7 protein-coding genes and 2 pseudogenes are annotated in these 16,325 nt (G+C 30.6%); 3 read left to right on the forward strand and 6 right to left on the reverse strand.

Annotated features, from left to right (window positions below; all coding sequences use genetic code 11):
- The 4 genes and pseudogenes from OIU80_RS20225 to OIU80_RS20230 all read right to left on the reverse strand — a co-directional run.
- Positions 1-1,515 (reverse strand): condensation domain-containing protein (locus OIU80_RS20225; protein ID WP_264288782.1); only part of this gene is annotated, 1,515 nt, incomplete at its 3' end.
- Positions 1,516-1,532: 17 nt separating this feature from the next.
- Positions 1,533-1,880 carry a phosphopantetheine-binding protein gene (locus OIU80_RS20930; protein WP_449757803.1) on the reverse strand — a complete coding sequence of 116 codons (348 nt, stop codon included), beginning with the start codon at positions 1,878-1,880 and terminating at the stop codon, positions 1,533-1,535.
- Positions 1,863-3,419: pseudogene (locus OIU80_RS20935) on the reverse strand (non-ribosomal peptide synthetase); the annotation flags it as partial. The gene OIU80_RS20930 and the pseudogene OIU80_RS20935, both read right to left, overlap by 18 nt.
- Positions 3,408-9,941 (reverse strand): annotated as a pseudogene (locus tag OIU80_RS20230) (amino acid adenylation domain-containing protein); the annotation flags it as partial. The pseudogenes OIU80_RS20230 and OIU80_RS20935, both read right to left, overlap by 12 nt.
- A 453-nt stretch (positions 9,942-10,394) precedes the next feature.
- On the opposite strand from OIU80_RS20230, the gene OIU80_RS20235 reads away from it, so the two are divergent.
- The gene (locus OIU80_RS20235) at positions 10,395-10,778 is read left to right on the forward strand and encodes a PDZ domain-containing protein (RefSeq protein WP_264288784.1); all 384 of its coding nucleotides are present in this window, start codon (positions 10,395-10,397) and stop codon (positions 10,776-10,778) included.
- Between the two features lie 241 nt (positions 10,779-11,019).
- Here OIU80_RS20235 and OIU80_RS20240 read toward each other — a convergent pair whose 3' ends face one another.
- Together OIU80_RS20240 and OIU80_RS20245 are read right to left on the reverse strand one after the other, a co-directional pair.
- Positions 11,020-11,865, reverse strand: a complete 846-nt coding sequence (locus tag OIU80_RS20240) for a hypothetical protein (RefSeq protein ID WP_264288785.1) — start codon at positions 11,863-11,865, stop codon at positions 11,020-11,022.
- 71 nt (positions 11,866-11,936) lie between these two features.
- Positions 11,937-12,773, reverse strand: coding sequence for a hypothetical protein (locus OIU80_RS20245; RefSeq protein ID WP_264288786.1), 837 nt, complete (start codon positions 12,771-12,773; stop codon positions 11,937-11,939).
- Positions 12,774-12,875: 102 nt separating this feature from the next.
- Here OIU80_RS20245 and OIU80_RS20250 point away from each other — a divergent pair, with 102 nt between their 5' ends.
- On the forward strand, positions 12,876-13,163 hold the full coding sequence (locus OIU80_RS20250) for a hypothetical protein (protein ID WP_264288787.1): 288 nt from the start codon (positions 12,876-12,878) through the stop codon (positions 13,161-13,163).
- A 12-nt stretch (positions 13,164-13,175) separates the two neighbouring features.
- Positions 13,176-15,662, forward strand: coding sequence for an Hsp70 family protein (locus tag OIU80_RS20255; protein ID WP_264288788.1), 2,487 nt, complete (start codon positions 13,176-13,178; stop codon positions 15,660-15,662).
- The last annotated feature ends 663 nt before the right edge of the window (positions 15,663-16,325 follow it).

Consider the following 16,325-nt stretch of genomic DNA (forward strand, 5'->3'; position numbering starts at 1 on the left):
TGCTTGTGTTAACTCATCAAGAAGATGTAAATAGTGTTTTGAAAATCTTGTTATAGTCTCTTTGTTAAACAAACTATTTGCAAAATTAATTTCACCTTCCATTTCATCACCATGATTATTTATGGAGATAACAATATCAAATCTTGCGTTAATATAAGCCTCATCTGCATTATAAGGCTTCAGGTATTTTTTTTGTTCTTCCGATTTTTTTTCTTCTTTACCAAAACTATCCATTTCAAACAATATTTGGAAAATTGGATGTCTTGAAGCATCACGATCAATTCCAAGATCGTTTACTATCTTTTCGAAAGGCAAATCTTGATTTAATTGGGCTTCAATTTGATCACGTTGAACTTCTTGGATTAGTTCAACAAAATTTTGAGAATTATTAAGTATCGTTCTGTTAGCTTGAGTATTAATAAAAAAACCTATGAGCTTTTCAGTTTGTATTTGCTGTCTGTTAGCATCTAGAGTACCTATAACAATATCATTCTGTCCAGTATATTTACCTAACATAATATTGATACTGCTTAGCATTACATTGTTTAATGTTAAACCTTCCTGTTGCGCTAAAGCGCGTAATCTTTCAGTAATTTTACTGTTAATTTTAAAATCGTAATCTTCACCTTTATAGTCTATTGTTGCAGGTCTTGCATAGTCAGTTGGAAACTCTAAAAGCTCATAACCCGACAATTTCCCTTTCCAATAGCTTAATTGGTCTTCCAAAACTGAACCAGTCAAATAAGATCTTTGCCATTGAGCATAATCCTTGTATTGAATGTCTAATGCTGGCAGACTAAAATCAATATCTTTTTTAACATAAGCTTCATAGTAATCAAACAATTCGCTTTCAAATATTTCCAACGACCAACCATCACTAGCAATATGATGTATTGTAATTAATAATAAAGTTTTAGACTGCAAAACTTCAGAACTAGACTTGATTGTATAAAATACAACACGAATAGGATATTCGGTATTTAGATTAAAAGGACGATTAATCGTTTCATTAAGTAGTGAATTATAATCATCAGTCTCATCTACTATAATTTCTTCAATAAATAGAGGTGAATTATGTACTATCTGCATACCATGCCCCTCGTCTTTTCTTGGCTCAATGGTACTTCTTAATACCTCATGTCTAGAAACGATTTGCTGTAAAGCGTATTTTAAACCTTCTTTGTCAGTTTCCTTATCAAGCTCATATAAAAAAGGCATATGATAAGCATTTGTGCCTTCTTCATACTGTTCGATAAACCACAAGCGTTCTTGAGCAAATGAAAGAATAGATTCTTGCGTATCAGTTTTAAATATTAATTTATTTAGAAAATCAATCTTCGAATATATACCATTGAAAACAAGAATATTGAATATTTCAGTTTTAAATTCAGTAATTGTTTTTTTTAGTTCATCACTTTTAAAATCTTCAGAAACAAATAACTTAATCCCATTATCTTCAACCCATAACATTGAGTTATTTTTCTTGAAATCATCAATAATACTAATTATATTCATTTTTATTTCTTTATTTTTTAAACTAATATTTCCCAACTTTCCCCTTCGATATTTTTACTTTTTTCGTATAAATTTTGCGACAAAACATCTTTAAGATTATTAATTGTTCTATTCTTAAACACATCAGCCACTTTAACATTAGATCCCAATACTTTGCTCATACGATGTGAAGCCTGAATCGCCAAAATAGAATTACCGCCTATTTTGAAAAAATCATCAGTAATACCCACTCGATCTAATTCAAGTAAGCTCATCCAAATCTCACAAACTGCTGTTTCTATTTCGGTGGTTGGAGCAACATAATCTGCTTCAGAAGAAGTAAATTCCGGATCTGGTAAAGCGCGTTTGTCTAATTTACCATTGATTGTTAATGGAAAGGATTCCATTGCCACAAAGGCCGAAGGAACCATATAATCTGGCAAGACTCGGGACAACTTCTCCATAATTGATGCCTGATCGATTGTAAGCTCACGCGCATCTAACACATAATAACCTACCAAGTATTTAGTAGTAGCAGTTTCAGTCTTTCTTTCTTTAGCCAACACACACACCTGATTGATTCCATCAATTTGAGACATGGCGTGTTCGATCTCGCCCAACTCTATACGATACCCTCGAATCTTAACTTGGTCGTCGTTTCTACCAAGATATTCTATATTCCCATCTGCCAACCAACGTACTAAATCGCCTGTTTTATACAATTTTGTGTAACCTTTGGCTTTATCAGCTTCGGTAGCAAATGGATTGTTTACAAAACGCTCCGCTGTTAATTCAGGACGGTTCAGATATCCTCTGGATAAACCAGCTCCTCCTAAATACAATTCACCTATAACTCCTGTAGGAACAGGCATTTGATTAGAAGACAAAACATACGCTTGGGTATTTTGAATAGGCTGACCGATTTGTTCTACCTCATCTGTTAGTATTTGTTTTCCTATTGCATAAATACTAGCTTCAGTTGGTCCATAATAATTAAACAGTTTTACTTTACCTGACCATAATTGTGCTGTTTGTTTATCGCAAGGTTCTCCAGCGTATATCAAGCTAATTAAATCTGACGTTATGTTTTGCTCTAATTGACTTAATAAAACAGGTGGTAAATAAGCTAAATTAATTTTGTGAGTCGAAAAATAATTGGATAAGCCAATACTATCAATCCTAATCGAATTAGATAGAATATGCAACTCTAATCCTTGTAAAAGACTGCTGAATAGTTCGGATACAGAAACATCAAAAACATAAGAAGTATAGGCTGTTACCCTTTTAATTTTCTGCTCATCATAAACACTAAATAAATTATTGATCGTATTTGAAGCTGCCTTATGTTCAATCATCACCCCTTTAGGTTTTCCTGTAGTTCCTGATGTATAAATCACATAAGCCAAATCAGTGGATTGACTCTGTTGATTAAGATTTGTATTGCTCTCTTTTTTATACAGTTCTTCTGTTAAATCGATGTAAACAACTTTCTCTTGCGGAAGTGTCTTTTCGTCTAAATGTCTTTGACTTAAAACAATCGCTGCTTGGGTATCTTCCAAGATATAATCAATCCTTTCCTGAGGATAACTTGGATCGATAGGCACATAAGCGCCACCAGCTTTTAATACTGCCAGTATCCCAATTACCATTTCCAGACTTCTGTCTAGAAATAAGGCTATAAGTGTATCGGGAGTAAGTAATTGTTGTGTTTTTTCTTGATACTGCTCTCGAATATAACGTGCTAACTGATTACTCTTTTCATTAAGTTCATTATAAGTTAATTCATTTCCTTCATAAACCAAAGCAATACTATTTGGAGTCTTTTCTACCTGTTCTTCAAATAATTTGTGAATCGTTTTGTCTTTCTCATATTCCTTATCGGTAGCGTTCCAATCATAAACTATCCGCTTATAATCTGCATCTATTAATAATTGAAAATCAATAATTAACTTGTCGGGATTACTAATAATCTGTTCTAAATACAAAATCATAGAACTTACTATCTTTTGACTGGTATCAATATCAATAAAGTCTGTATTCCCTACAAGACTTAAGCTGAATGTCTCTTGAGATCTCGTTACATCCAACAATAAAGGCACACTTGATCTTGTTGCTGAATATTCTTCAATTAAAGACTGATTAGAGATATTTCCTTCAGCAATATGAAAATGAACATAATTATATGCGCACTGATAGATATATCCTTGAACGCCTTGATCAGCTTTTATTTTTCCAAAAGGATATAACTTATGTTCATTTACCTCTAATTTCTTATTTAATAAATCTAAAAAATAATCCTTTGCACTTTTAAACTGACTAGCTTCTGTTTTAAAACGCATCGGAATAGTATTCAAATGCAGTCCAAATACCCTATCTCCCCCCTCTTCTTCTAAGCGATTATTAGTTACTACACCAACAACTAAGTCATTTGTATTATATAATATTGAAAGAATTATATTGTACAAGCCTAAGAAAATAATATCAGGTGAAATTTTCAGTTCTCTCGCAAAATCAACTACTTTTTTACTAAGTAGCAATCCCAATTCCTGATCAATTATAACTTGGTCATTGCATGGTTTAGATTGATGATTAATAAGTAGATTTTTAGATTTTAATTCGTATTCAGATAAATAATCAAGCCAAAACTCTTTATTGGTATTATTTTCAAGTGCAATAAATTCATTACTTATATATTTACCATAATCTGGTAGAATACACATATTAATAGGGTTATCATATACATAAGCATCTACAAACTCTGATATTATTGAAGCAACACTCCAACCATCTGTTATTGCATGATGTAATGAGAAAATGAGGATAAAGTTTTTATCATCTTCACTTGGTAATATCAATAGTCTAAATATCCCAGCGCATGTAAATTTAAAATCAGCATGTTTCTCAAGGTTCACAATTTGTTCTAAATTATCTTGCTTCGATAGTAGTTTTATTTTAGAATTAATATCAATTGATGTATGTATTACATTAAAATATCCCTCTTCATTTGAGACAAATTCCGATCTTAGATTTTCATGTTTAGCAATAAGGTCAGACCAAATTTTCTGGAAGTGATTGTTGTCAAATTTCTTATTAATAACATAGGAAAGGACGTCGTGGTAGGTGTCATTTCTATCCTCTACCAAAGATTCAATCAACATCCCTGATTGCAAGTAGCTCGCAGGATAAATATCTTGTAATTGATCTAACTGTAAATTATTATCTTTTAAAATGCTGCTTTTTAGCTCACTGCTAATGAGTGAAAAAGGTTTATAATCTATTTCATTTAAAAAATCAACCTTAACAATTTTCGGCAAAATGTCTTGAATGATTTTATATTTAAAAATTTCTTGTACAGAAATATTAAAACCTAATTGTCTTATTTTTGAAACTAAACGGATGCTTAAAATGGAATCGCCACCTATTCTGAAAAAATCATCAGTAATACCCACGCGCTCTAATCCTAATACATCTTGCCAGATATTGCATATTGCTTTTTCTGTTTCTGTTACTGGAGCAACAAACTCTTCTGATAATGTGCTAAAGTTTGGATCAGGCAAGGCATTACTATCTAATTTGCCATTAATCGTATATGGAAAGAATTCCATGGCTACGAATGATGCTGGAACCATATAATGAGGTAAAACTTGGGATAAATTTTCTAAGATTATAGCTTCATCAAATATTTTATTACTATCCTCCAATACATAATAAGCAACTAGATATTTTGTATTTCCAGTTTCTGTTTGTCTTTCTTTAGCTAATACATGCACTTGCTTAATCCCTTTAATCTGAGATATTGCATGCTCTATTTCCCCTAGTTCTATTCGATAGCCTCGTATCTTTACCTGATCATCAATACGACTAATATATTCTATATTACCATCTGCTAAACGACGTACTAAATCACCAGTCTTATACAATCTTGTATGTCCTTTATCTTGACCTAATTCTGTAGCAAAGGGATTAGTAATAAAACGCTCAGCCGTTAGTTCAGGACGTTTCAAATAGCCTCTTGCTAAACCAGCCCCACCAATGTAAAGCTCTCCAATAGCTCCAATAGGAACGGGACTATAGTTTGAATCAAGAATATAAATACTTCTGTTATTAATTGGCTTACCTATAGGAACTGTACGCCCCACTATTTGATTTACCATATTATAAGTACAAGCAAATGTGGTACTTTCTGTTGGACCATAACCATTTATAAAATGCTTAGGTTTTAAAGAACTGCCGATCAGTTTATTTACGGTATTCTTATCCAATGCTTCTCCCCCAATTATTAAATAATTAAGATTTCCGAAAAGACTGTTATCTAAATAGTATAAATTTTCAAATAGAGTTTTTGTCAGCCATAAAACTGAGATTTTATTTAATGCTAAAAAAGTTTTAAATTCTTTTGTATCCGAAATAATAGTATTGAGTTCCTTTGGTATAATCAGTTTATTTCCGTTCAGTAATGGAGTATAGATTTCAAAAGTACTGGCATCAAATGCAGGAGAGGATAAAAAGGCAAAAACTTCGTTCGTAGATAAAGTGATATAATCATTGCATATTAAACTCAAAATAGCGCTATGCTCTATCATTACACCTTTAGGAGTGCCAGTAGTACCCGAAGTATATATAACATATGCAAGATCATCTGATTTGATGACTCTTTTTTTGTATTGTATTGGAGTATCAATAGAGTCTAATTGTACGTCTATTGCAAAAACATTTCCATTATAAAATTCAAGATCAAAGATATAATCTGTTTGTGTGATTAATATTTTAAGCGATGCATCCTCTATTATAAATTCTTTTCGCGGTAAAGGATATTCGGGATCTATACAGACGTATGCTGCTCCCGCTTTCAATATCCCGAAAATAGCTATCAGCATCATTTCTGATCTATCAAGCATGATACCTATTAAATCATTTGCTTGTGTATCATAATTAGCGATTAAATAATGCGCCAATTTATTAGACTCCTCATCGAGTTGTTGATAGGTGAGTTCTTTTTCTTCGAATACAATAGCAATATTATTCGGTGTTTTTTTTACCTGTTCTTCGAATATATCTATAATTGACTTATCTCTTGCGTATTCTTTATCCGTTGCATTCCAATGATGAACAACCTGATTATATTCATCAGGACTTAATAAACTAAGCTGACTATAAGGCATATCTGGAGACTCACTTAGTTGCTCAAGAAGGTATAAATAATGTTGAGCGAACCTCGCTATTGTATCTTTATGGAATAAACTGGTAGCAAAATTAACTTTCCCTAAAATTTCTTCATCACGGTCATCGATGGTGATAATTAAATCAAATCTCGCATTAAGATAAACATCATCGGTTTTATAAGGTTTGAGATAATTTTTTTGTTGCTCTGAATTTTTATTCTCCTGACCAAACCCCTGCACTCCAAACAATACTTGAAAGATAGGATGTCTTGAAACATCGCGATCTATTCCTAAGTCATTAACCAACTTTTCAAAGGGCAAATCCTGATGAAGCTGAGCCTCTATCTGGTCCCGCTGAACTTCTTGTATTAACTCCTTAAAACTTTGGGACTTACTAAGTAACGCTCTATTTACCTGTGTATTAACAAAAAAACCGACAAGCCCTTCCGTTTGCCTTTGCTGCCTGTTAGCATTAAGACTACCAATTACAATATCGTAATGTTCGGTATATTTACTGAATAAAATATTAATACTACTTAATAACAAACTATGCAGTGTTACTTCATAATATTTACATAGTTTTCTTAACTTTTGGCTGATTTCTCTACTGATTACAAAGTCATGATCTGCCCCTTTATAATCTATCTTTGCAGGTCTTGTATAATCGGTGGGAAATTCTAAAGTTTGATATCCCGACAATTTTTCTCTCCAATAGCACAGTTGCTTCTCTAAGATTTCTTCAGTTAAATAAGATCTTTGCCAAAGTGCATAATCCTTGTACTGTATCTCTAAAGCGGGTAAATTAAATGTTGCATCTTTGTTAATATAAGCTTCGTAAAAAGCAAATAATTCATCTTCAAGAATATTAGTTGACCAACCATCACTTGCTATATGATGAATATTGAGTAATAAAAAAGTTTTATCTACTTGTCCATTTGACTTAATAGTATAAAATTTAACTCTGATAGGATATTCTTTGCTTAAATCAAAAGGACGATTAATATCTTCTTTGATTAATAATTCATAACTCTCTTTATCCATTAAAGAGATCTCATCAATAATTAATGGATCATCATGCACAACCTGCATGCCCTGACCTAAATCACCAACCTGTTCAATTGTGGTCCTTAATATTTCATGCCTAATTACTATTTGTTGAAATGCATATTTTATTCCATCTTTATCTGCATTAATATCAAGTTCATATATTTCAGGCAGATGATAAGCACTAGATCCTGCTTCGTACTGATCGAGAAACCATAAACGTTCTTGAGCGAAAGAAAGAGCAACTTTATTAGAATTTATTTTAGGTATAATCAGTTGTGATTGACCTGTTGCATGAATTAATAATTGGGCAATGGATTTATATTTAAAGATATCAGCTACTTTTACATGACAATCCAGCAACTTGCTCATGCCATGTGAGACTTGTATAGCTAAAATAGAGTCACCACCTAGTCTAAAAAAATCATCAGTGATTCCCACTTGATCTAATCCCATTAGCACCATCCAAATCTCACAAACTGCTGTTTCTCTTTCGGTGGTTGGAGCAACATAATCTACTTTAGAAGAAGTAAATTCAGGATCAGGTAAGGCGCGTTTGTCTAATTTACCATTGATTGTTAATGGAAAAGATTCCATTGCTACCAAAGCTGTGGGAATCATATAATCTGGCAATACTTCCAATAATCTATTTTGAATATCAATCGAAGTAATATCGTAATCCGATACATAATAACCTACCAAATATTTTATATTGGATGTCTCAGTCTTTCTTTCTTTAACTAATACACATGCTTGCTTAATTCCATCCACCTGGCACATCTCATGCTCTATCTCCCCTATCTCTACACGATGGCCACGTATTTTAACCTGATCGTCATTTCTACCAATGTATTCTATATTGCCATCTGCTCGCCATTTCACTAAATCACCTGTTTTATACAAATGCGTATATCCATTAGCTTTATCTGCTGCTGTAGCAAAAGGATTTACAATGAAACGCTCAGCTGTTAACTCTGGACGATTCAAATAACCTCTAGCCAAACCTGCACCACCAATATGTAATTCTCCAATTACACCAACGGGAACAGGAGAATTATTTAAATCAAGGATGTAAATTCTGGTATTATCTAAAGGTTTTCCAATTGGTATATTTTTTTGTAATTCACTTAATTTACTAGTACCATTTATTTCGAAGCACGTTGCATCAACAGTATATTCTGTAGGACCATAGGTATTAATAATTAAAAGTTCAGATGGGAGATTTTTTCTTAAAAAATTGGAAATCGTAGCTGTTAAAAGATTTTCCCCTCCAATATTTATTAATTTTAAATTAAAATCATGATAATTATCAAATGGTAATATCAAATGCGAAAATAGTATTGGAGTTATTTCAAATACCTCAATTTTATTTACTTTCAAATAAGTATTAAATTCTATTGGACTTAATAATAAACTATTAGATATTATATGCAGTTTGTGTCCGAATAAAATAGTACTAAAAATTTGTTGTACCGAAAAATCAAAAATATAATTTGACAACAATGCTACCTGAAGACAGTTTGAAAGTTTTGAATATCTTTCATTATGAAAATTAATTAAATTGACAACTGATTGATTATTTATTAATACACCTTTTGGTTTACCTGTTGTACCCGAAGTATAAATCACATAAGCAAGATTGTTAAATGCACTATGTTCAGGCAGATTTACTTTAGACTCCTCTTCATATAATTCTTCATTTAAATCAATATGTATCACATCCAATTTAGGAAATTGATTACCGCTGACCTCTATAAGATGCCTTTGAGTAAGTAAAATTTCTAACCTAGTATCATCAAGTATATAATCTATCCTTTCTTTAGGATAACTTGAATCCATTGGTACATATGCTCCGCCTGCCTTTAGAACTGCTAGCATACCTATCACCATTTCTAAACTTCTATCAAGACATAAGCCAATAAGTGTATCAGAAGTGAGGGATCTTTTCGTTCTTATTCTATATTGAGCTCTAATGTGTCTTGCTAACTGATTGCTTCTTTGATTAAGCTCATTATAAGTTAACTCCTTTCCTTCACACTCTAAAGCAATACTATTTGGAGTTTTTTCTACCTGTTCTTGAAATAATTCCTGAATGGTTTTATTTTTAGGATACTCCTTATCAGTTGTATTCCATTCAAAAATAATTTTATTGTATTCCTCTGTACTTAAAATAGAATGATTATTCTCTAGGACATTAGTCGTCTTTTCTGAAATATTCGAATAGTTTAAGTTTTTCTTCATATAAAAGTGATGTACAATAAGAATTATTTTTTGAAATTAATTTTCAATATTCGTATGCTAATGTATGTATCGTTCAGGGTTCAGACAATACCCACTTTTAGTGATTTTATAACCAAAAGCATAAACAATACACATATCTGTAACAAACCTGTTATTTAACTACCGATTTATACTTTAATTTCAAAAAAACAAACGATAACATTTTCCTTACCTAAAAAGACAATTTTGACGCATATATAACATAATAATTTTATAAATTCAGAAGCAACAAGCCTAATTTACAGACTGTTTTAAGCATAGTTAACACTGAATTACTTATTTCATTTTTCCTTAACATGTGAACCCTTTTTTATTTAACTCGAATATAACTACGATATATACTTTATACTTTTTGTAGTAATCACTGGATTAATGTGTTCTTTAAAATAAAAAAGGTTAAACAAGAAGAAAAAAATGACATCCAAAGAAGTAAGCACTTTTAAAATTATCAATGTAGCTCCAGATAGTCAAGCTGAAAAATGTGGACTTGTTAAAAATGACATAATCTTAAAAGTTAATTCTATTTATGTCAATGATATCACAGAAACCATTTTAAAACATAAAATTGGCGATAAAATAGATCTAACAATTTTAAGAGATTCCAAGGAAATTACGAAAGAGGTAATCCTTGGAAGTATCAGTGACAATTATAAGGTTGATGCAATTCTACTTCTCGCAAATTATTATAATATAAAGGAAACAACCCCGAAAAAGCATTGTATTATTTTACTAAGACCGCAGAAAATGGCAGTCCAATTGCCATGTACGCACTTGGGGAAATCTATCAGAACAATTTAAATACCTCTTCCTCATAATCTTCTACTTCAGCCTCGGACAATAATCCTCAAGATACTCTAATAAGGTTGTTTTTTTTGGGACTGTATAATATATCTTCCTTGCCATTATTTGGAAATTATAAATAAAATTACAATTTTGAAAGCAACTTACAACAGCCCAGTCCAATATGTCAAAGTATCTATATTATAAAAAAAATTATTTAGGAACTTTATTTTTTACTATTTGGCTTGGTGTCTAAAAATTAATTACTAGAGCATTTAGCAAAAAGAGCTAATACTTTTATAACTGCTAGTGCTATAAAAAAAATAGTCCTTCCAGATATCCCTGATGAACCACCTGATGAGTCTCTATCAATACTATTAGAAAAAACAGCTTCTCTATTTCTGACCAAAATATCAGTTAAACTAGGATCATAAGCAACATATCCCTCCATTGAGGATATACAAGTCATATAAAAATCAGATAGTTTATTAGCATTATAGCGTTCTGAAACAATATTTACAAGACTTCTGATTTTATCATCCATCTCGACAGAACTGAAATAGGAAAGCAAAACATAAAAACTTCTATATTCTACATACAAAATTGCTGGCATGTTAGACGAATCATTTCGGCTCAAACTTACAAGTATAGCATCAACCTTACCGTTTAGTTTCTTATTCAATTGAAAAAGTGCATCTTCAGGAAAACAGTCTTTAAAATCAAAAATATCATTAATGTCATCAAATTTATTCTGAGACAAATTCTGATCAAAAAACAACACTAAATCGTCATTGAGAAACTGATTTATGAAGGATTGAATCTTTTCAGAATCATATTCTCTTTGAGGAGAAGGAAAATTATGCCTGGAATAATTTTTTTTCGAAAAAAGATTATACAAAATTCGGTTCGAAACTATAAAAAAGAATTCTTGGCGATACGTTTTTAAAGCCAAAATCAGATTATTGGCGACATTAATATCTATATCCGGATTTATTCTTTTCTCAACATTAACTTGCTTTTCTATTCGGATTATATCTTCTGGGGAAAATAATAGAATATTATTTTTATCTATCTTTAATTCTTCAAATAACTCTATTATGTTCATGCTTAAGGCTAATTTTAAAGCACAAACATAATCTTTTTAACTCTTTTGAAAAAGATTAAATAAAAAATATTCTAAGAACATCTAGTTTTATTAAAAGCTATCAAAAGAAAAACAACAGCAATTATTATTTTTATAACACGATGCATTTTTTCATAGTCCTCATCTTCTATTGATACAAGTAAAAGATCTCTGTTTTTTACCAGAGTTTTACTCATATTTTCATTAAAAGCATTATAAAATACCATCGATTTTATGACAGAACTAAAAAAATTGCTGCTCGTATTTTTTTTATAAGATCTAACAACCAATGACAAGAGATTATCCATTTTCTGATCTAATTCAATCGTTGCAAAATGAGATAATAAATCATAAAAGGCTTTATATTCTATATAGTGGATACTAGAATAATTGTTAGTATTCAAAACAGATAATTGAGAAACAGCAAAATCAAGTTTAGAATAAACAAGTAAAGTCATTTTATAGATAATCCCTTCTGGAAAGTATCTTTTTAAATCTAAAAGGCTATCAAGTTCTTTAAAATTTTCACAAGTACTCTTTGAAAGTTTTAAACTAAAAAAAGAAATCAGGTCATCTGCTAAAAAAAGAACAATAAAGTCTCTCATTCTTTCATCAGAAACAGTCAAGTTATAATTTAAAAAATAACTTTTAGAGAAATTCTTATGTGTGAAAAAATTAAAAAAAATAGGATTCGATAGTATAAACAGTAATTCCTCTTTGTATTCTTTCAATGCAGAAATTAAATTTTTACTAACGTTAGAATCTATTTCCGGGTTTATCTTTTTTTCGAAGTTTATTTTTTTCTCTATTCTAATATAATCTTGAGAACCAAATTCTAAAATTTGATCCGTTTTCAAGTCCAACAAAGAAAATAATTGAATGATATTCATGGTGTTATAAACTAATTAAGGCATTGATAAAAAATTATATTGATAATTAATATCGTATTAAATAAATTGTAAATTGCTGATTCATAAAATCCGATTTTAAAAATGAATGTAATCATAAACCAACTGTTTGAAATTGAAAAAAAAGCGTTAGAACAAAACTTCAATGGTTTCGAGCGCAATCTAAAAAGAATTTATAACGAATTGGAAGAAAAAGGATATAAAATCATAAATCCTTTAGGGACAAATTACGATGAAAGAGACAGCTCTATTGATGCAAATATTCTTAATTCAAATTCGAATAAAATAACCAAAGTTATTAAACCAACAATTTACAAAATAGAAAACGACACTCTGCAACTGGTTCAAAAAGCAGTAGTTATAGTAGAATAATAGCAACATTATATGAAGAATATCAATATCGGAATTGATTTAGGAACAACGAATTCAGGAATTGCAAAATATGAAAATGGAAAAATCAATATTTATAAAAATCCTGTTGGGTTCAAGGACACTATTCCATCTGTAGTTTCATTTCGAAAAGGACGTATTCAAATAGGCGAAAAAGCAAGAGAACACAGCGCTACAAATGCCGAAAATGTTTTCTCTTCTTTTAAACGAAAAATGGGATCTGACGAAGTTTATTTCATCAAAGATCTCGATAAAAACTGCAGTCCGATTGAATTGTCTTCAATGGTATTAAATGAATTAATTAATTTCACTCAGGGCGAAAGTTTAAAATCTGCTGTCATTACGATTCCTGCTTCTTTTGATACAATCCAGTCTAATGCTACCAAAAAAGCAGGTTATCAGGCAGGTTTTGAAGAAATAGTTTTGCTTCAGGAACCTATCGCTGCTTGTTTGGCCTATTCAAATTCCTTAAACATAGAAGTTACATCAGACAAAAAATGGCTGGTATATGATTTTGGAGGAGGAACATTTGATATTGCATTAGTAAACATTAATGAGAGAGATCTCAAGGTATTTGATCATAAAGGCAATAATTTTTTAGGAGGTGTCGATCTAGATACCTTATTTGTTGAGAAAATAGTGTGCCCGAAAATCGAAAAGGAAACTCAGGAAAACAATCTTTGGTCAAAACTAATTTCTAAAGAAAACCCCGTATATAATAAACTCTTTTTTGAACTTCTTTACAAAGCAGAAGAAGCAAAAAAAGAACTTTCAATAAAAGAAACTTCCAGTATTGAAATCGATTTTGATGAGCTTTCAATCTCATTAGACATAGACATCACTCGAAAAGAATTTGAATTAATCATTCAGCCTAAATTTGAAGAATCATTTAATTTAATTGAAAAATTAATTAAAGAAAATCACCTAATTTTTACAGATATAGACCGCATTATACTTGTTGGCGGTACTACATATATTCCTTACATACGCCAACAATTACAGGAAAGAACTCAAATTCAAGTAGAAACGAGTTTAGATCCTACAACTGCAGTAATGATTGGAGCAGCATATTATGCAGGTTCAAAACCTTCAGAATTAATTGATGAAGAGACTGTAAACAAACCTACATCTGAAGAAAATAGTATTCAGGTTGAGACCATCTATGAACCACATTCTAAAGATTCTGAAGAACTAATTGTTGTTCTTTTAGGAGAATCATTTGACGGCTATTACAGAATTACCCGTGCAGATGGTGGTTTTGACACCGGTCTTCTGAAAGCAAATAAAAAAATAGCCGAATTTGTTCCTTTATTGGAAAAAACGACCAATAAATTCACGTTATTTTTATTCGATAATCAGCAAAAACAAGTATTTAGTAATGCAAATATTCAAATTACTAACGGATTATACAGTATTTTGGGACAGCCTATTCCGAACGACATTTGTTTAGAGCTAGATGAAGAAACAGGAAAAAGCCACATGGAAATCATCTTTAAGAAAAATGATATTCTACCTCTAAAGAAAACAATTTACAAAACCTGTTCTAAAAACATATTAAGAAACTCTGATCAAAAACTTATTATAAATGTAGTTGAAGGTAATGCTGGAAGTATGGTCGGCAGTAATCTATCTATCGGGTATATTGAAATATGTGGAAGTGATTTTGAGCAGGATCTTATAAAAGGGATGGATATTGAACTGAATTTTAAAGTTTCAGAGTCCCGAGATCTGAGTATCGATGTTTATATAAGTGCTCTCGATTTAGAAATAAGCGAAGTCTTTAATCCGCATCAAAGAAAAATTTCTATCGAAAAATTATCATCCGAAATTAAGAATGCTTTAGATACGATTTTAGCAGAAATAAAAAGTGAAGAACAGAATGAAAATTATGAATATCTAGCAAAATTAACAAGATCTCAGGAATCGTTAACTGTTCTCTATAACGAGGCATTGGCAAATAAAAATGATGCTATTACAGATAAAAAATATCAAATTGATGAATTAAAGAAAATATACATTCAGGAATTTGATGATCTTATCCGACACAAACACATATTATTCGAGCTTGAAGAGTACAATAACATAAAAGATAGCCTTTCTTTTTATATCGAAAAAGGCAGTCCTCGCCAAAAAGAAGAATATGAAAAGATCATAAAAAATGAAAAGGAAGTTCTACAGTCGAACAATAAATATTTAATTCGTAAAAAAAACAAGGAACTGGAAAACCTGTTAGACAACATCTATAATAATCAAGACGAAAGCTACATAGATTATTTTTATTATTTGCGATTTGAAGAACCTAGTGCCTTTAAAGACAGATCCAAACATAGTAAATTGATACAATTAGGAGAAAAAGCAATTGACAATTCCAACCTAGTTGAATTAAAATCGATCTGTCACCAACTTTATAATTTATTGATTGTTAAACCAAAAAGAAGAGATGACTTTAATACATTTGATGGGAATCTTGGAATAAAATAATTTGTCGAGATATTTTTATAAACCTATAAAAAGCACAAAAAATTATTTCTAATCGAATTTAAATTTATATAATACAATTTGAACAACATAAATACTATTGGATAAATTTTATTTGAGTGATTTCAATATTACTAACTATTAATTTTTACCTTATTGAACTTACGCGTTCCTACAGGAAGCATCGAAATATCTAACCAAATTATAGAAGACTATTATGGCATTTACAGCTAAAATTTAATTTTTGATATAAAATTACAAACCTGCTCAATCGAGCAGGTTTTTTTATGCTTAAACATGAAATAAGTTTTCACTATACATCATTCAATTCAACTAATCTCTTTTCAGATGTCCCTATTGCTTATTTTAAAGCTTTAATTTTAATCATTGCAATAAAAAAGATGTATATAACTAGTTAAATAATTATTAGCTGTAAATCTTAATATATATTCCATTCAAGATAACAGCAAAATACATTATCAGAAAAAATATTCGTAGCGTTTACAAACAGCAATAATACAACTCCAATACTAACACAAAAAAAGAATCTCTATTTTTATTGATCCCTTTTAACAGCAAAGGGCGCTAAGATTTACGCTAAGTTCACAAAGTTTTGCGTGCCTTGCGGTAAAATTTTTTCCCTTAATTATTCCCTAAAAAATAAGG

The organism is Flavobacterium frigoritolerans (assembly GCF_025847275.1).
Taxonomy (GTDB): domain Bacteria; phylum Bacteroidota; class Bacteroidia; order Flavobacteriales; family Flavobacteriaceae; genus Flavobacterium; species Flavobacterium frigoritolerans.